Source organism: Dactylosporangium sp. NPDC049525 (genome assembly GCF_040676755.1).
Taxonomy (GTDB): Bacteria; Actinomycetota; Actinomycetes; order Mycobacteriales; family Micromonosporaceae; genus Dactylosporangium.
This window is the reverse complement of the sequence record NZ_JBFAPO010000002.1, coordinates 372,419-388,603: the sequence shown is the minus strand read 5'-3', so window position 1 is coordinate 388,603 and position 16,185 is coordinate 372,419. Positions and strand designations below refer to the sequence as shown.

Here is a 16,185-nt window from a genome sequence, read left to right as displayed (position 1 = left end):
GATCCCGGCGGGGTGACCCGCCACAAGCGGGGATCACCGTACAAACCGGGGTCAACTCAGCACCCGGAGCGAGGTTCAGCGCAGGAAGGCGGCGACCGTCGTCGCCAGCCACGACGGGTCGTCGAGCCACGGGGAGTGGCCGCCGCCCGGCTGGACGGCGACCTCCGCGTGCGGGAACAGGCCGGCGTACTCGGCGGCGCGCTTCGGTGGCAGGGCCACGTCGTGCTCGCCGGCGACGAGCAGGACCCGGACCCGCAGGTCGGCCAGGGCGGCACCCACCCGCGACACGTCGACGCCGGCGTAGTAGGCGTCCGCGGCGGCGTCGTTGCGCTGGTCCCCTTCGCCGGCGACGTCGGCGCGGGCGGCGTCGTCCCACCGGCCGTACCTGAACGGGGTGATCGCGGCCCAGTCGGCCGGGGTCGGCGCGCCCGCCCAGATCCGCTCGAACGCGGCGTACGCGTCGGGGAACCAGGGCTCGCCGCGGCGCAGTTCGGCGGTCTCGCGGCGGTCGGCGTCGGTGACGTCGAGGGAGACCACGCGCGGGGAGGGATTGACGAGCACGAGCCGGCCGATCCGGTCGGGGTGGCGGATGGCGTAGAGCACCGCGACGGCCGCACCGGCGGAGTGCGCCAGCAGGTCGATCCGGTCGAGTCCCAGGTGTGCCCGCAACGCCTCGACGTCCTCGACGAGCCGGTCGCACCGGTAGGTGGCCGGGTCGTCCGGTGCGGCCGACCCGCCGGTGCCGCGCAGGTCCAGCAGCACCAGCGAGTGCTGGGCGGACAGCCCGCCCAGGTCGCCGAGGTAGGCCGAGGCCCGCATCGGCCCGCCCGGCACGCAGATCAGCGGGCTGCCCCGGCCGACGCGGTGGTACGCGAGCCGGGTGCCGTCGGCGGCGTCGAAGACGTCCATCCGTCGATGCTAAGGGTTCACTTCGCCGCGATCGGGTTGACGGGAGCGCCGACGGCGCCGGTGACCGGGGAGCGGGGCGGCGGCGAGCTCGACGTCACCAGCTAGTCGACGTCCTGGGCCTCCGCCTGCGCCTCGACCGTGCCGGTGCCGCCGGTGACGTACCGGTAGCCGAACCCGGCGACGGCGGCGCCGATCAGTGGCGCGACCCAGAACAGCCACAGCTGCGACAGCGCGGCGCCGCCGGCGACGAGGGCCGGCCCGGTCGAGCGGGCCGGGTTCACCGACGTGTTCGTCACCGGGATGCTCACCAGGTGGATGACGGTGAGGGTCAGGCCGATCGCGAGGGGGCCCGTGCCGCGCGGCGCCCGGCGGTCGGTCGCGCCGAGGATCACCAGCGCGAAGATCGCTGTCATGAGGATCTCGGTCAGCAGGGCGGCACCGAGGCCGTAGCCGCCCGGCGAGCGCGTGTCGTAGCCGTTGGTGGCCAGGCCGTCGCGGGCGAGGCTGAACCCGGGCCGGCCCTCCGCGATGGCCAGCAGCACCGCCGCCGCGCCGAGGGCGGCGACCACCTGGACCACCACGTAGGGCAGGACGTCGGCCGTCCGGGTGCGCCGGCCGAGCCACAGCGCGACCGTGACCGCCGGGTTGAAGTGGCCGCCGGAGATGTGACCGAACGCGTACGCCGCGGTCAGCAGCGCCAGCCCGAACGCCAGCGCCACCCCGAGCAGCCCCGCCCCCACGTCGTCGAAGCGGGCGCTGAGCACGGCGGTGCCGCAGCCGGCGAACACCAGCCAGAACGTGCCGATCAGCTCGACCGCGAGTCGCCGGCCGAGCCCCGGCGCGGTGTCCGACGGTTCCTCCACCCGTCGACCTTGCCGACGCCCCGCGGCCGGAGCCTCACCCGCGGCGCGTGAACACCCCGACGATGCTGCCGGCGCCCCAGCGGGCCAGGGCGACCCCGATGCCGACGCCGTCCCGCGCCATGCCCCAGGCCGCGCCGGTCGCCTTCGTCGCGGCCGTGACGGCGGCACCGGTGGTCCTGGCGGCGACCGTGACGGCGCCGCCGGCAAGCTGGCGTACCGGCTCCACCCGCCGGGCCGCCGCCTCCTTGGCCCGGCCGGGCACGTCGAGCCGGGCGGTGAGCGCGTCGACGCTCTCCGCGAGCCGCGCCCTGGTCCGTGCGATGTCGGCGCGTAGCCGGGTCGCCTCGTCGTCCTGCTCGATCCGTGTCGTCACAGGTGCGCTGTACCCACCCGTACACCCATCATCACGGAAAATCTGGTCTTGCATTGCGACAATGTATGGGCGAAGGTGTGGACGTGATCCGATTCGTCTGGGCGCATCTTCGGGGGCGGGCGGGGCGGGCGGTGGCGCTCCTCGTCGGAGTGCTCACCGCCACCACCGGCTTCACCGTGCTGACCGGCGCCACCGCCACCGCGCGGCTGGAGGTCACCGGGGCCGTCGACGCCAACGTGCGGGCCGCATACGACATCCTCGTGCGTCCCAAAGGCAGCCGGCTACCGCTGGAGAACGACCGGGCGCTGCTGCGACCCAACGCGGTCTCCGGCATCTACGGCGGCCTGACCATGGACGACTGGGCGAAGGTCCGCGCCGTGCCCGGCATCGACGTCGCCGCGCCGATCGCGATGGCCGGCGCGGTCAACGCCGCGGTCGCCGCGCCGGTCGACATCACCGACCTCGTCGACCCGGCGCTGGACCGCCAGGTCATCCGGGTCGACCGGACCCTGCTCGCCGACCGCGGCCTCAGCCGGACGCCGGGCACCCCGATCTGGGTGTACGTGACGAAGCACGACGTCTCGTGGCCGAAGCCGACCGGCCCCCCGGACCTCGAGTTCACCGGCGGGGAGAAGATCCCGTTCCAGCAGTTCTGCGGCGGCAACTTCGGCGTGCTGGAGGAAGGCCGGCAGGTGTGCCCGTTCCCCGAGCAGGGCCAGATCACCGACGCCACCGGCCAGGCCGTGTACCTGGCCCGGCTGCGCCCGGACGGGCGGTTCGAGACGGACCTGTGGGGTGGGCCGCAGGCGCAGGACCGCCTGGTCATCTCCGTCGCGTGGCGCGAGCCGATGCTCATCGCCGCGGTCGACCCGGAGTCCGAGGACCGCCTCGTCGGGCTGCGCGGCGCGACCCAGGGCACCTTCCTGAGCGACGCGCCCGACCGCACAACCGACACGGCAGGCGGGATGCCCGCGAAGAAGATCGTGCCCGTCCTGGCCACCTCCCGCAGGTATGCGGACACCACCGCGTCGATCGGCCTGTCCCGGGCCCGGCTCGACACCGCGCTGCCGTCGGGCGCCCCCGGCGCCGTGCTCGCCGCGATGGCGGCCGCGCCGGCCACCCACCTGCGCGACGACCTCCTCGACACGGAGGCGGCCTACGAGCACACCACCGCCACCGAAATCGCCCGCGGCAGCGAGGGCTGGGGCTTCGTGTACGAGCACGAGTGGCTCCTGCAGGTCGGCGGCGTCACCTACCTGCAGGCACCCGACGGCGGCCTCGCCGCGGTCCCCGTGCCCTACGACGAGGTCGCCTACATCCTGCCGAACTCGTTCGGCTTCCCCGCACCCTGGCAGATCGACGACACGTCCTTCCGTACGGTGCGCAACGTGTCGGTGCGCGCCCAGGGCGGCCCGACGATGACCGAGTTCGGCGTCGTCGGCACCTTCGACCCCGCCAAGCTCACCACGTTCAACCCGCTCAGCCGCGTGCCGATGGAGACCTACGAACCGCCCCTGGTCGTCGGCGCCGACCAGCGCACCCGCGACCTGCTCGGCGACCGCCCCCTCGCGCCGAACGGCAACCCGGCCGGCTACCTGTCCTCGCCGCCGATGCTGCTGACCAGCATCGCCGCGCTGCCGAGCCTGCTCGCCGACACGCAGGGCACCGACAAGGCCGCGCCGCTGAGCGCCATCCGGGTCCGCGTCACCGGGGTGCAGGGCTTCAGCGCGACGTCCCGCGAGCGGGTCCGGCTCGTCGCGGAGGACATCTCCGCCCGCACCGGCCTCGACGTCGACATCACCTACGGCTCCTCACCCGCCCCGCAGACCGTGACGCTGGTCGCCGGCAAGTATCAGCGGCCCGAGCTGCGGGTCACCGAGCACTGGGTGAAGAAGGGCGTCGCGGCCAGCATCATCACCGCGATCGACCGCAAGAGCGCCGTGCTGTTCGTGCTGGTCCTGGTGGTGTGCGCGCTGTTCCTCGCCAACGCCGTCGCCGCCGGGGTCCGCGACCGGCGCACCGAGCTGGCGACCCTCGCCGCGCTCGGCTGGCCCGCACACCGGATCTTCGGCGTCGTCCTCGGCGAGGTCGCCACCATCGGCACGGTGGCCGGCCTCGGCGCCCTCGTGCTCGCCGGCCCGCTCGGCTCCCTGCTCGACGTGCGCACCACCTGGACGCAGGCGCTGCTCGCCGTGCCGACCGCGGTCGCGCTGTCGCTGGTGGCCGGCCTGCTGCCGGCGCTCGGCGCGGCCCGCGGGCGCCCCGCGGACGGGCTGCGGCCCGCCGTCACCCGCCCCCGCCGCGCCGGCCGCCCCCGCGGCCCGCTCACCATGGGCCTGCTCAACCTCGTGCGGGTCCCCGGCCGGACCGTGCTCGGCGCCGGCGCGCTCGCGATCGGCATCGCCGCCGCCACCGTCCTCGGCGCGATCACGTTCACCTTCCACGGCGCGATCGTCGGCACCCTCCTCGGCGACGCGGTGTCCCTGCGCGTCAGGGCCGTCGACACGATCGCGGTCGCGGCGACGATCCTGCTCGGCGCCCTCGCCGTCGCCGACGTGCTCTACCTGAACATCCGTGACCGCGCCGCCGAGCTCGCCACCCTCCGCGCCACCGGCTGGACCTCGGCGTCCCTGGCCAGGCTCGTCGCCGCCGAGGGCCTCGGCATCGGCGTGCTCGGCGGCGCGCTCGGCGCCGGCCTCGGCGTGGCCGGCGCCGCCTGGCTCGTCGGCGACCTGACCAGCGGCCTGCTCACCACCGCCGGGTCGGCCGTGGCGGCCGGCGCGCTCCTGGCCACCTGCGCCGCCCTGGTCCCGGCCGCCCTCCTGCAACGGCTCCCCACCGCCCAGCTCCTCGCCGAGGAGACCTGACCACCCTGACCGCGAGGGTCGGCCGCGCATCCGAGACGGGGCCTACGACAGGGTGCGGGTGCGGCGCAGGGCAAGCTGGAGCTGGTGGAGCAGTTCGTCGGTGGTGAAGGGCTTGCGCAGCAGCGGGTCGTCGGTCAGGGTCCGGCCGCCGGGCAGGCTGCCCGCGGTGTAGCCGGACATGTAGAGCACCGGCAGCTGCGGGCGCAGCAGGCGGGCGGCGTTGGCCAGCTGCGGCCCCGCGATGTCGGGCATGATCACGTCGGTGAGGAGCGCGTCGACGGTGAAGGCCGGGTCGGCGCACAGCTCGATCGCGGCGGTCGCCGAGGCGGGTGCGGTGACGCGGTAGCCGGCCCTGGTGAGGATCCGCACGACGATGTCGCGGACGTCCTCGTCGTCCTCGACGACGAGGATGTGCCCGCCGGGCTCGTCGGCGGCGGCGGGCACGACGTCGGCGGTGCCGGGGTCGGGGTCGGGCAGGTCCGCCGACGGCAGCAGGACCGTGATGGTGGTGCCGCGGCCCGGCAGGCTGTCGATGTGGATGTCGCCGCCGGCCTCGGTGATGACCCCGTAGGCGGTGGCGAGGCCGAGGCCGGTGCCGTTGCCGGGGCCCTTCGTGGTGAAGAACGGCTCGAACGCGCGGGCGACGACGTCGGCGGGCATGCCGCAGCCGGTGTCGGTGACGGTGAGGCTGACCGTGCCGGCGCCGGGCGCCGCGTCCGGCGCGGGCGGCGTGAGGTGGGTGGTGGTGACGGTGAGCCGCCCGCCGTCGGTCATCGCGGCGCGGGCGTTGACGACGAGGTTGACGATGACCTGTTCGAGCTTGCTGCGGTCGATCGTCGCCGGCGGCAGGTCCGGGTCGAGGTCGGTGGTGAAGGTGATGTCCTCGCCGATGGTGCGCTGCAGCAGCTGCTCGGTGTCGGCGACGACCTGGTTGAGGTCCAGGACCTCCGGCTGGGACGGTTCGAGGCGGCTGAAGATGAGCAGCTGCCGGGTGAGCGCGGCGGCGCGTTCGGCGGCGTGGCTGATCCGCACGATGTCGGGGTGGCTGGGGTGCGTCTCGCCGAGTGCCTCGGTGATGTCGCTGGCGTATGCGGTGATGATCGCGAGGAGGTTGTTGAAGTCGTGGGCGATGCCGCCGGCGAGGTGGCCGAGGGAGTCGAGCCGCTCGGCCTGGCGCAGCTGCTGGTCGAGGCGCTGCTGCTCGGTGACGTCGCGCAGCGTGCCCTCGACCGCGATCGGCTCGCCGGTCTCGTCGGTGATGAGGATGGCGCGCTGCTCGATCCACAGCTGCCGGCCGTCGGGGTGGTGGGCGCGCACGATCAGCGGTGCCGGGCGGGGGTGCAGCCACGAGGTCTTGAACGCCTCCCGGTCCTCCTCGTCGACGATCGCGACGAGCAGCGACGGGTTCGCGTACACGTCGGCGGGTTGATGCCCGGTGATGGTGGTGATGGCGGGGCTGATGTATTCCAGGCCGCGCTCCGGGCGCAGGCGGAAGCGGAAGATGATGTCGATGGCGTGTTCGGCGAGGAGGCGGAAGCGTTGCTCGCTCTCGCGCAGCGCCGCCTCGGCGGCCCGCCGCTGCCGCCGTTCGTCGGCGTCGCGCAGCTCCCGCTGGACCGCCGGCACGAGGCGGCTGGTGCGGTCCTTGAGGACGAAGTCGCTGGCGCCCGCCTTCATCATCGCGGCCGCCTTCTCCTCGCCGACCTGGCCGGACACGAGGATGAACGGCGCGTCGCCGCTGTGCTCGCGCAGCATCTGCAGCGCTTCCTCGGCGGTGAAGGACGGCAGGTTGTAGTCGGACAGGACCAGGTCCGGCGGGTGGGCGCGCAGCGCGGCGCGGAACTGCTCGGCGGTGGTGACGATGTCGACGGTGAGGTCGAGGCCGCCGCGGTGCAGCCGGGTCACGATGAGGCGGGCGTCGTCGGGGTCGTCCTCGACGATCAGGACGCGGGTCGGTGCCATCAGAGGCTGCCGGGGCGGGCCGGGACGGGTTCGTTGACCAGCAGCCAGTACCTGCCGAGCACGTTCGTGGCGTCGACGAAGTCGGCGAAGACGACGGGTTTGCGGACGTAGCTGTTGGCGCCGAGGCGGTAGCTCTCGGCGATGTCGCGTTCCTCGCTGGAGGTGGTGAGCACCACGACCGGCAGCGGCTGGGTCGCCGGGTCGGCGCGGATGCGCCGCAGCACCTCCAGGCCGTCGTACTTGGGCAGCTTCATGTCGAGCAGGATCAGCACGGGCCGCAGCGGCGCGGTGCCGTCGCCGGGCTGCAGCAGGTCGATCGCCTGCGCGCCGTCGGACGCGACCACGACCCGGTTGCGGATCTTGTTCTTCGTGAGCGCGCGCAGGGTGAACGTCACGTCGTCGGGGTTGTCCTCGACCAGCAAGATCACGCCGTCGTTCATGCCGGCAGTCCCCGCTGCGGCGCCAGGGTGAACCGGAAGACGGCGCCGCCGCCGACGGTGCCGTCGGCCCAGACCCGGCCGCCGTGGCGGGTGACGACGCGGTGCACGATCGCCAGCCCGATGCCGGTGCCCTCGAAGTCGCTGGCGGCGTGCAGCCGCTGGAACGGCTCGAACAGCTTGCCGGCGAAGCGCATGTCGAACCCGGCGCCGTTGTCGCGCACGAACAGGATGCCGCCCGGTTCGGCGCCGACCTCGACGGCGGCGTCGTCGCGTTTCGAGGTGAACTTCCACGCGTTGCCGAGCAGGTTCTGCAGCACCAGCCGGATCAGGTCGGCGTCGCCGGCGGCGGCGAGCCCGTCGGCGACGGACACCCGCACCTGCCGGTCCGGTTCGGCGGTGCGCAGCTCGGCGAGGACGTCGATGGCGATGGCGGTGACGTCGACGGTGCCGCGGTGCAGCTCGATGCGGGTGGCCCGGGACAGGTTCAGCAGGTCGTCGATCATCCCCGCCATCCGGGCCACGTTCGCCTGCAGGCGCTCCAGGTAGTCGCGGCCGTCGGCGTCGAGGCGGTCGCCGTAGTCCTCCAGCAGCAGCTGGCTGTAGCCGTCGAGGGACCGCAGCGGGGCCCGCAGGTCGTGCGACACCGAATACGCGAACGCGTCGAGCTCGCGGTTGGACGCGTGCAGCTCCGCGGTGCGGTGCAGGACCCGGTCCTCCAGTTCGGCGTTGAGCCGCCGCACCTGCTCCTCGGCGCGCTTGCGTTCGGTGATGTCGGTGGAGATGCCGCAGACCGCGTAGGCCGCGCCGTCGGCGCCGATCAGCGGGAACTTGACCGTCACGTACGTGCGCGGGCCGTCGTCGCCGGGCGCGACCTCCTCCATCTGCACCGGCCGCCCGCGCGCCGCCGCCTGCAGGTCGTTGGCCCGGAACTCGTCGGCGATCCCGGAGGGGAACAGGTCGTGGTCGGTCAGCCCGACGATCGTGTCCCGGCTCACCGCGAACAGCCGCTCGTATTCGCGGTTGACCAGCATGTACCGGCCGTCCAGGTCACGCATGTAGATGACCGCGGACGTGTTGTCGATCAGCGCCAGCAGCTGGTCGTGCCCGACCCGGGGGTCGTAGCCGGTGGGTGCGTCGGCGTTCACGACTCCCCCAGCGGGCGGCCCGCCGCGCCGCCGTCCCCGTCGTCGCCGGCCTCGCCGTCCTGGGCGTCGTCGTCGCCGGTGTCGTCGTCGGACGCGCGTGGCCGTACCAACGCCAACCCCGTCGTGAACCGCGCTTCCGCGGTGTGGCCGGCGCGCAGGGCGTCGACGCCGGCCAGGGACTCCAGGTCCGCCGTCGGCAGCCGGCGCAGCGCCGTCAGCGGGTGCCGCCCCCGGATCCTGGTCAGGCGCTCCAGCGCGGCCTCGTCCATGCCGGTGGTGCCGCGCCGGTTGGACACCACGCCGCTGTCGCCCACCCCCGAACGGTCGCGGTGGCGCTGCGGCGCGAACAGGTACTTCTTGGCGAGCATGAGGTGCACGCTGGACACCCGCGCGTGCGCCCGCAGCACCAGGAACAGCCCGGCCAGCGCCGGGCAGGACCCCAGCAGCGCCCGCAGCCCGGCGGGCGACTGGTGGGCGAGGTCGCCGACCGGCCGCAGCCGCGCCAGCAGCAGCTCGGGCAGGCCGGGCCGGTCCATGACCGTGCCGAGCCGGTCCCACTCCCCGGCGAGCAGGCCGGGGCGCAGCCGGGTGAGGTGCCCGCGATAGCCCGGCAGGTCGGTGCCGAGCAGGAAGTCGCGCTCGATGGCCTCCGGGTCCAGCGCGCCGCTCGGCGGCACGTCCCCGGGCCGCCAGTGCACGGCGAACTGGCGGAAGACGTCCATGAAGTGCCCGGCCCGCAGGCCGTCGGCCGGGGGCAGCGCGGCGAAGGCGGTGTTGAGCCGGCGCAGCGCGTCCAGCAGCTCGGCGGCGACCCCGAGGCGGTGCATCGCCTCGGCGCCGCACAGGTCGACGGTCTCGTCGGCGAGGGGCGTGAGGGCGAGGTTCACGGCCCGCTCGTAGGTCTCCGACAGTTTGATCAGCTCGAAGAACCTGATCTCGTCCCGTTCGCCGGTGTACGTGCGGACCAGCCCGTCGTCGAAGACGCCCGGCAGGGTGGCCAGCCGGGTGCCGCCCCACCACACCTCGCTGGCCGGCAGGTTCCAGCGGGTCAGGCAGGCGTACGTGTCGCGCTGCGGGTGGCCGGTGCCGCTCTGCCGGGCGAGCCCGGCGAAGTAGTCGAGGAACGGCACGGACGCCTCGCCGACGGTCAGGTCGAACGCCCCCTCGGGGCGCTGCCGGTGCGCCTGGTCCCGCTCCTGGAAGTGGCGGCCCAGGCCGGCACCGGCGAGGCCGAGGAGGACCACGAGCCGTCGCGCCTCCTGCGGCGTGCACCGCTCCGGGACCGCGGGCAGCGCCGCCAGCGCCGCGGCGACCGCCGCGGGGAACTCCCCCGCCGGCCGCCGCCTGGCGACGATGTCGCGGTTGAGCTCGGCCATCGGGCCGGAGACCCATGCCGCCAGCGCAGACTCGCCAGAATCTATACGCAACGCAGCCACATGACTACGTTCGGTACGCACATGATCGAAGTTACCATGCAGAGACGGCGGGAATCTGGCATCCGGATCCCCGCGCCGCATCAAGGCACCGCCCTCACCCGTCGCCGGTTCCCAGAAACCTCCCAGCGCGGGCTGCTAGTTTCGGGTCATGGACGGCTGTAGTACCGGGCCGGGCGACGCCCCGGCTCCCCTTCGTTCGGCCAGCGGTGGACCCCGGCCGTGTTGATCCTGATCGGTCTGTTCCTCATCGTGGTGCTGACCGCGGCCACCGGCTACTTCGTGGCCGCCGAGTTCGCCTACGTGGCCGTCGACCGCGCGAAGCTCAAGCGCGCCGCCGACGGCGGTGACGTGCCGTCACGACGGGCGCTGCGCATCACCGAGCGGCTGTCGTTCATGCTGTCCGGCGCGCAGCTCGGCATCACCGTGACGGCGCTGCTGGCCGGCTACGTGGCCGAGCCGTATCTCGGCCGCGGCCTGGCCGACCTCCTCGGCGTCGCCGGCGTCCCCCACGCCGCCAGCACCTCGATCTCCGTGGTCGCGGCGCTGCTGACGGCCACGGTGGTGCAGATGGTCCTCGGCGAGCTCGGCCCGAAGAACTGGGCCATCGCCCGCCCGGAGGCCCTCGCCCGCGGCCTGTCCAGGTTCACCCTGCTGTACCTGGCCGCGGCCGGCCCGCTGATCCGCATGTTCGACGCGGCGGCGAACCGGCTGCTGCGCCGGGTCGGCATCGAACCCATCGAGGAGCTGCCCGAGGGCGCCACCCCGGAGGACCTGGAACGCATCATCGCCGAGTCCCGCAGCGGCGGGCTGCTCGACGCCGACACCTCGCAGCTGCTGCAGCGCGGCCTCGCGTTCCGGGCCCGCTCCGCCGAGGAGGCGATGATCGCCCGGGTCGACGTGGTCACCGTCGCCGCGACCGACCCGGCGATCCGGCTCGTGGAGCTGTTCGACACCGGGCACACCCGGTTCCCGGTCGTCGGCGACAGCGTCGACGACGTGATCGGCGTGGTCGGCGGCGCCGACGTCGTGGCGCTGTCCGCGCAGGACCGCCACCGCGTCACGATGGCCGAGATCGCGGCGCCGCCGGTCCTGGTGCCCTCGACCGCGGCCCTGCCGGCGGTGCTGGAGCGGCTGCGCGCCGAACACCGGCAGCTGGCCTGCGTGATCGACGAGTACGGCGGCTTCGCCGGCGTCATCACCCTGGAGGACATCGCGGAGGAGCTCGTCGGGTCGATCCGCGACGAGGACGACGCACCCGAACCTGCGGCGGTACGCCAGCCCGACGGCTCGTGGCTGGTGCCGGCGCGCTGGCGGGTCGACGAGGTCGCCCGGACCACCGGCGTGACCCTGCCGGAGGGCGACGACTACGACACCGTGTCCGGGCTGGTGCTGCAGCGGCTCGGCCGGGTCGCGCGCCCCGGCGACACCGTCGACGTCGCCACCCCGGCGGTCCGCCTCGAGGTCGTCTCGGTGCATCGGCACGTCCCGGACACCGTCCGCATCGGCAAGCGGGTCAAAGCATGAGTACCGGATGGGCTCTGTTGCTTTCGGCGTTGCTGCTGGCCGCCAACGGCTTCTTCGTGGCCGCCGAGTTCGCCCTCGTGGCCAGCAAGCGCCACCGTCTGGAGCAGGCCGCCGCCGGCGGGAGCCGGGCCGCGGCCGCGGCGCTGGCCGGCAGCCGCGAGCTGTCGCTGATGCTCGCCGGGGCGCAGCTCGGCATCACCCTGTGCTCGCTCGGCCTCGGCGCGCTCGCCGAGCCCGCCATCGCGCACGTGCTGGACCCGCTGTTCACCGCCGTGGGCATCCCGGAGCGGTTCAGCTACCCGGTCGCGTTCGTCCTCGCCCTCGCCGTCGTGGTGTTCCTGCACATGGTGGTCGGGGAGATGGCGCCGAAGTCGTGGGCGATCACCGACCCGGAACGCTCCGCGCGGGGCCTCGCGCTGCCGTTCCGGGCGTTCACCCGCCTCGTACGCCCGCTGCTCGCCGTCCTCAACGGCCTCGCCAACGCCTGCCTGCGGCTGGTCAAGGTGCACACGCAGGACGAACTGTCGGCGGCGCACGGCCCGAAGGAGCTGATGATGCTGCTGGAGTCGTCCCGGCAGCACGGCACCCTGGCCCAGGACCAGCATCAGCTGCTCAGCCGGATGCTGCAGCTGCAGGACACCACGATCGCCCAGGTGATGACGCCGGCCGCGAGGATGGTCACCGTGCCGACCGGCGCGAGCGCCCTCGACGTCGAGCGCGCCAACCAGGCCACCGGCCGGTCCCGGTTCCCCGTCATGGATCCCGGCGGGACCGTCGTCGGCGTCGTGCACGTCCGCGACGCGCTCCGGGCGACCACCGCCGGCGTGCCGGCCCACGCCGGCGACCTGATGATCCCCGCGTTCACCCTGCCGGCCCGCACCAGCGTGCTCGCCGCGGTCCGGGCGATGCGGGAGTCCCGGGCGCAGCTCGCCGTCGCCACCGAGCAGGACACGACGGTCGGCCTGGTCGCGCTCGAAGACCTCCTCGAAGAGGTGATCGGCGAGTTCGACGACGAGACCGACCCGGTCACCCCCGGCCGCTCGACCTGACGCCGCTGTCGTCGTCGTTGTGCCGGGTGTACGGCGTGCTGCCGGCGCCGTGGTCGTCGCCGCGGCGGGTGTACGGCGTGCTGCGCCGGGCGGCCGCCGGGGACCACTCGGCCAGCACCAGCGTCGCGTCGTCGGCCGGCGCGCCGCCCTGGTGCGCGGCGACCGCGTGCGCCAGCCGGCGCAGCGTCTCCGGCGCGGGCAGCCCGGCACCGGCGTGCCGTTCGACGAGGTCGATGAGCCGCTTGACACCGAACTGGTCGCCGGCCGCGTCGCGGGCCTCGGTCACGCCGTCGGTGTAGAGCAGCAGCCGGTCGCCGCCCTCCAGGTCCTCCTCGGCGACCTCCACGTCGTCGTGGACGCCGAGCGGCATCCGGCGGCCGGCGGCCAGGTCCCGCACGACCCGCCCGGTACGCAGCAGCAGCGGCCGCGGGTGCCCGGCGTTGATGTATCGCAGCCGCCCCGCGTCCAGGTCGAGCTCGGCGAGGACGGCGGTCACGAACCGGCTGTCGGGGAACTGCTCCATCAGCGCCGTGTCTGCCGCCCGGGCCTGCTCGCGCAGGTCCCCGCCGGCCCGGCGGACGGCCCGCAGCGTGGACATCGCCACCCCGCAGGCCAGGCTCGCCGCCAGCCCGTGCCCGACCGCGTCGAGGATCACGATCCTGGCCCGCGCGCCGTCGATGGCGTAGTCGAACCCGTCGCCGCCGACGTCGTAGCACGGCTCCAGGATCGCGCTGATCACCATCCGCTCGCACGCCGACGTCAACGGCGGCAGCAGCTGCCGCAGCAGCTCCGCCGCCGGCGTCATCGGCCGGGACCGGCGCACCTGGGCGAGGAAGTCACCCTTGTGCGAGGTGACGGTCACCAGGTGACCGATCAGCCCGGCGAGCGTCTCGTACCGGGTCCGCAGCGACCCGTCCCGCAGCTGTGCCTCGTCGGCGGCGACCACGAACTCGACCACCCCGAGCCGGTCGGTGCCGTTGACGATCGGCACGCACCAGCCGTCGTCCCCCGTCGGCGCCGACGTGACCATCGCGAACGCCCGCCCGGCCGGCGTCGTGGCCAACGGCTGCGGCGCGGGCAGCGGATGCCCCGGTCGCGGCACCGGCCGCAGCGTGCGCTGCTCCTCGTCGACCAGGTAGATGGTGGCCCCGATCCCGAGCGGCGCCAGCGCCGCGTCCACCGCCGTGGCCAGCCCGTCGGGCTGGAACAGATGCGATCCGTCCAGGATCGCGCTGAACGCCTCCAGCCAGCGCCCTTCCACCGTCGCCGCCATGTCCCGCTCACCCCTCGGCAAACCAAACACGGTCGCGTCCGCGACCCACCTGTCACACCGGCCGCGCGCGTGCCACCCGCAACCGGTGTAACGGATTCCCATCCGCGCCGCACCGGAAACGACCCTCCTGCGGCGGCCCGGTGGTCCCGCTACGCTCGGGTCGTGGAGTTCTCCCTGGACCGCGACGAGTCCCGTCGCCTCACCGATGAGCGCGTCACCGTCGACATCGGCGAGCGCGACGGCGCCGCCGTCGTCGCCGTGCGCGGCAAGGTCTTCTACGACACCCTCGCCCCGCTCTCCGACGCCCTGGCTCAGCTGGCCGGCCGCCCGGCCGGCCGGGTCGTGCTCGACCTGTCCGGCGTGCCGATGTGCGACTCCAGCGGCCTCAACCTGTTCGTCCGGATCAGGGCCGACCTCGCCGCCACGGGCGGCTGGCTCCGCCTGACCGGCACCCGCCCCATGGTCGACAACGTCCTGCACATCACCAACCTCGACCGCATCCTCCCCGGCTACGCCAGCGTCGAGGACGCCCTCGCCGCGCCCTGACCGCCGGGGTCGGCCCCGGCGCCGAGCAGCTGCGTGTGGAGCGTCTCGGTGAGCCACGCCGCGAACGCATCCCTGTGCCAGCGCCGTTGCGTCACCAGGCGATGGTGGACGTCGGGCGCGGTGAACAGCCACAGCAGGTCCACGGCCCGGTCCTCGGCGACGGCAAGCCCGCCGGTCGAGGCGAGGTGGGCGGCGAAGCGCTCGTTGCCCTCCCGCCGTTCACGCTCGATCGTGGCGACGAACTCGTCCAGGTGCGCGTCAGTGGACTGCGCGCCGAGCAGCACCGCCAGCAGCGGCCCGGTCCGGGTGGCGAGGTCGGTGACCAGCACCGCGTACAGGGTGATTGCCCGCCGCGGGTCACGCTCGGCGAGCAGGCGCCTGGCGGTCACCCGCTCACCGATGGGCACGGCGTCGTCGTCGCCGGCGAGGACCCGGTCGTAGACCTGCTTGACGAGCGCGGGCTTGGAGCCGAACGCCTTGTACACCGTGGGCACCGCAACCCCAGCCCGCCGCGCGACGGCGGTGACGGTGGTGCCGGCATACCCGCCGTCGAGCAGCAACGTATACGCGGCATCCATGACCCGCCGCCGAGTCAACTGCGCATGCTCCTGCCGCAACGGTGACGTCATGCAGGCGCACTCTACTCGGTAGAGCAAACCTCCACCGAGTTGCATGGCGCTGTAATCAGCTGCGCCGCGCCGCGACGAGGACCGCGCCACACGACGAGGGCCGCGCCGCAACGAGGGCCGCACCGCAACGAGCGCCGCACCGCAACGAGCGCCGCGCCGCGATCATGCCGGCGCCCACTCAGCTTCAGCTGCGCCTCCTCCTGCCGCGACCACGCCAAGCCCTGCCACAACGGTGACGCAATAGCGACACACTCTACTCGATATAGTGAACCTATACTGAGTTGCATGGAGTTGTACTCAGGTGCGCGGCGCCATGACCAGGAGCCCCGCCATGCCCAAGAGCCGACCATGACCAGGAACCGCACCACGTCCAGGCGCCGCACCAGGATCAGGACCAGGGGCTCGCCGCGATCGTGCTGGTGCCGGGGCTTGCCGGCAGCGGGGACGAGTTCAGCGCGCAGGTCGCATGGTTCGGCGGAGGCCGGCCGGGTGACGCGCCGGGTGGTCCGGCGCGGCGGCGGGTCGTTGCCGTGGAGCCGTTCACCGGTGGGGATCTCAGCGTCGACGGGCAGGCCCGGCAGCTGGCCGCGCTCCTTGAAGGCCAAGGCGACGCACCGTGTGTCGTCGTCGGGCACAGTCACGGCGGCCTCGTCGCCCTCTCCCTCGCCGTACAGCGGCCGGAGCTCATCGCCGGGCTGGTGCTGCTCGACGTGCCGCTGCTGTTGCCGCCGCTGGCACGGGTCCTGGCCCGGCTGCCCCTGGCGTTGTTGCGGACCCCGCTGCGCAAGCCGCTGCTGCGGCGGTTCTTCCGGACGACGTTCCGCGAGGCAGACGGGTCGGCCTGGCGGGCCGAGGTGCTCGCCAGGCTGGACCGGGTGCCGGCGCACGTCGTGCGGGCCGTCGTCGGCGGGACGTTCACCTACGACAGCACCAGCCGGCTGCGGGCCCTGGCCGTGCCGGCGGTGTGCGTGCGGGCCAACATCCCCGTACGGCTGGACCGGCTGCCGGCCGCGGTGCGCCGGGTCGAGATCACCGGCGTGGGGCACTGGCCGCACGTGCACGCGCCCGAGGCGACGCACCGGGCCGTCGAGGCGCTGCTGTCGGGCTGACCCGCGCACCAGGCTCCGCCGTCGATCTCGACAAGAGCCGATCTCAACGCCCGCGTTCGG

At 74.0% G+C, this 16,185-nt stretch carries 14 protein-coding genes; 5 read left to right on the top strand and 9 right to left on the bottom strand.

Annotated features, from left to right (window positions below):
• Positions 1–75: 75 nt before the first annotated feature.
• The 3 genes from AB0K00_RS06095 to AB0K00_RS06085 all read right to left on the bottom strand — a co-directional run bounded on the left by AB0K00_RS06095 (position 76) and on the right by AB0K00_RS06085 (position 2,145).
• Positions 76–909, bottom strand: coding sequence for an alpha/beta hydrolase (locus AB0K00_RS06095; protein WP_363516085.1), 834 nt, complete (start codon positions 907–909; stop codon positions 76–78).
• Between the two features lie 101 nt (positions 910–1,010).
• The gene (gene aqpZ, locus AB0K00_RS06090; RefSeq protein ID WP_363516083.1) at positions 1,011–1,772 is read right to left on the bottom strand and encodes an aquaporin Z; all 762 of its coding nucleotides are present in this window, start codon (positions 1,770–1,772) and stop codon (positions 1,011–1,013) included.
• A gap of 34 nt (positions 1,773–1,806) precedes the next feature.
• Positions 1,807–2,145, bottom strand: a complete 339-nt coding sequence (locus AB0K00_RS06085) for a DUF3618 domain-containing protein (RefSeq protein ID WP_363516081.1) — start codon at positions 2,143–2,145, stop codon at positions 1,807–1,809.
• 83 nt (positions 2,146–2,228) lie between these two features.
• On the opposite strand from AB0K00_RS06085, the gene AB0K00_RS06080 reads away from it, so the two are divergent.
• Complete coding sequence (locus AB0K00_RS06080; RefSeq protein ID WP_363516078.1) at positions 2,229–5,012, top strand: ABC transporter permease; 2,784 nt, start codon at positions 2,229–2,231, stop codon at positions 5,010–5,012.
• A gap of 42 nt (positions 5,013–5,054) precedes the next feature.
• Here AB0K00_RS06080 and AB0K00_RS06075 read toward each other — a convergent pair whose 3' ends face one another.
• Genes AB0K00_RS06075 through AB0K00_RS06060 form a run of 4 tightly spaced genes read right to left on the bottom strand, consistent with a single transcriptional unit; the run spans position 5,055 to position 9,935 of the window.
• The gene (locus AB0K00_RS06075) at positions 5,055–6,974 is read right to left on the bottom strand and encodes a response regulator (protein WP_363516075.1); all 1,920 of its coding nucleotides are present in this window, start codon (positions 6,972–6,974) and stop codon (positions 5,055–5,057) included.
• Positions 6,974–7,414, bottom strand: a complete 441-nt coding sequence (locus tag AB0K00_RS06070; protein WP_363516072.1) for a response regulator — start codon at positions 7,412–7,414, stop codon at positions 6,974–6,976. Before AB0K00_RS06070 ends, AB0K00_RS06075 begins: the two co-directional genes overlap by 1 nt.
• On the bottom strand, positions 7,411–8,559 hold the full coding sequence (locus AB0K00_RS06065) for an ATP-binding protein (RefSeq protein WP_363516069.1): 1,149 nt from the start codon (positions 8,557–8,559) through the stop codon (positions 7,411–7,413). The genes AB0K00_RS06070 and AB0K00_RS06065 overlap by 4 nt, the downstream gene beginning before the upstream one ends.
• Complete coding sequence (locus AB0K00_RS06060) at positions 8,556–9,935, bottom strand: hypothetical protein (RefSeq protein WP_363516066.1); 1,380 nt, start codon at positions 9,933–9,935, stop codon at positions 8,556–8,558. Before AB0K00_RS06060 ends, AB0K00_RS06065 begins: the two co-directional genes overlap by 4 nt.
• Positions 9,936–10,214: 279 nt before the next feature.
• Between AB0K00_RS06060 and AB0K00_RS06055 the strand changes: the two genes are divergently transcribed.
• Together AB0K00_RS06055 and AB0K00_RS06050 are read left to right on the top strand one after the other, a co-directional pair.
• Positions 10,215–11,519, top strand: a complete 1,305-nt coding sequence (locus tag AB0K00_RS06055) for a hemolysin family protein (RefSeq protein WP_363516063.1) — start codon at positions 10,215–10,217, stop codon at positions 11,517–11,519.
• On the top strand, positions 11,516–12,568 hold the full coding sequence (locus AB0K00_RS06050; RefSeq protein ID WP_363516060.1) for a hemolysin family protein: 1,053 nt from the start codon (positions 11,516–11,518) through the stop codon (positions 12,566–12,568). Before AB0K00_RS06055 ends, AB0K00_RS06050 begins: the two co-directional genes overlap by 4 nt.
• Here the strand turns inward: AB0K00_RS06050 and AB0K00_RS06045 are convergent.
• Positions 12,546–13,841, bottom strand: coding sequence for a PP2C family protein-serine/threonine phosphatase (locus AB0K00_RS06045; protein WP_363516057.1), 1,296 nt, complete (start codon positions 13,839–13,841; stop codon positions 12,546–12,548). The genes AB0K00_RS06050 and AB0K00_RS06045 overlap by 23 nt on opposite strands.
• A gap of 162 nt (positions 13,842–14,003) precedes the next feature.
• Between AB0K00_RS06045 and AB0K00_RS06040 the strand changes: the two genes are divergently transcribed.
• Entirely contained in the window at positions 14,004–14,387 is a 384-nt protein-coding gene (locus AB0K00_RS06040; protein ID WP_363516054.1) for an STAS domain-containing protein, read from the top strand.
• On the opposite strand, the gene AB0K00_RS06035 is transcribed toward AB0K00_RS06040, so the two are convergent.
• The gene (locus AB0K00_RS06035; RefSeq protein WP_363516051.1) at positions 14,351–15,016 is read right to left on the bottom strand and encodes a TetR/AcrR family transcriptional regulator; all 666 of its coding nucleotides are present in this window, start codon (positions 15,014–15,016) and stop codon (positions 14,351–14,353) included. The two genes, AB0K00_RS06040 and AB0K00_RS06035, sit on opposite strands and share 37 nt — an antisense overlap.
• Before the next feature lie 419 nt (positions 15,017–15,435).
• On the opposite strand from AB0K00_RS06035, the gene AB0K00_RS06030 reads away from it, so the two are divergent.
• The gene (locus AB0K00_RS06030) at positions 15,436–16,125 is read left to right on the top strand and encodes an alpha/beta hydrolase (protein ID WP_363516048.1); all 690 of its coding nucleotides are present in this window, start codon (positions 15,436–15,438) and stop codon (positions 16,123–16,125) included.
• Positions 16,126–16,185: the final 60 nt, after the last annotated feature.

Coding starts and splice junctions, on each gene's coding strand:
- AB0K00_RS06095 (WP_363516085.1), bottom strand. CDS start 909: ATGGACGTCTTCGACGCCGCCGACGGCACCCGGCTCGCGTACCACCGC.
- AB0K00_RS06075 (WP_363516075.1), bottom strand. CDS start 6,974: ATGGCACCGACCCGCGTCCTGATCGTCGAGGACGACCCCGACGACGCC.
- AB0K00_RS06070 (WP_363516072.1), bottom strand. CDS start 7,414: ATGAACGACGGCGTGATCTTGCTGGTCGAGGACAACCCCGACGACGTG.
- AB0K00_RS06060 (WP_363516066.1), bottom strand. CDS start 9,935: ATGGCCGAGCTCAACCGCGACATCGTCGCCAGGCGGCGGCCGGCGGGG.
- AB0K00_RS06050 (WP_363516060.1), top strand. CDS start 11,516: ATGAGTACCGGATGGGCTCTGTTGCTTTCGGCGTTGCTGCTGGCCGCC.
- AB0K00_RS06045 (WP_363516057.1), bottom strand. CDS start 13,841: ATGGCGGCGACGGTGGAAGGGCGCTGGCTGGAGGCGTTCAGCGCGATC.
- AB0K00_RS06035 (WP_363516051.1), bottom strand. CDS start 15,016: ATGACGTCACCGTTGCGGCAGGAGCATGCGCAGTTGACTCGGCGGCGG.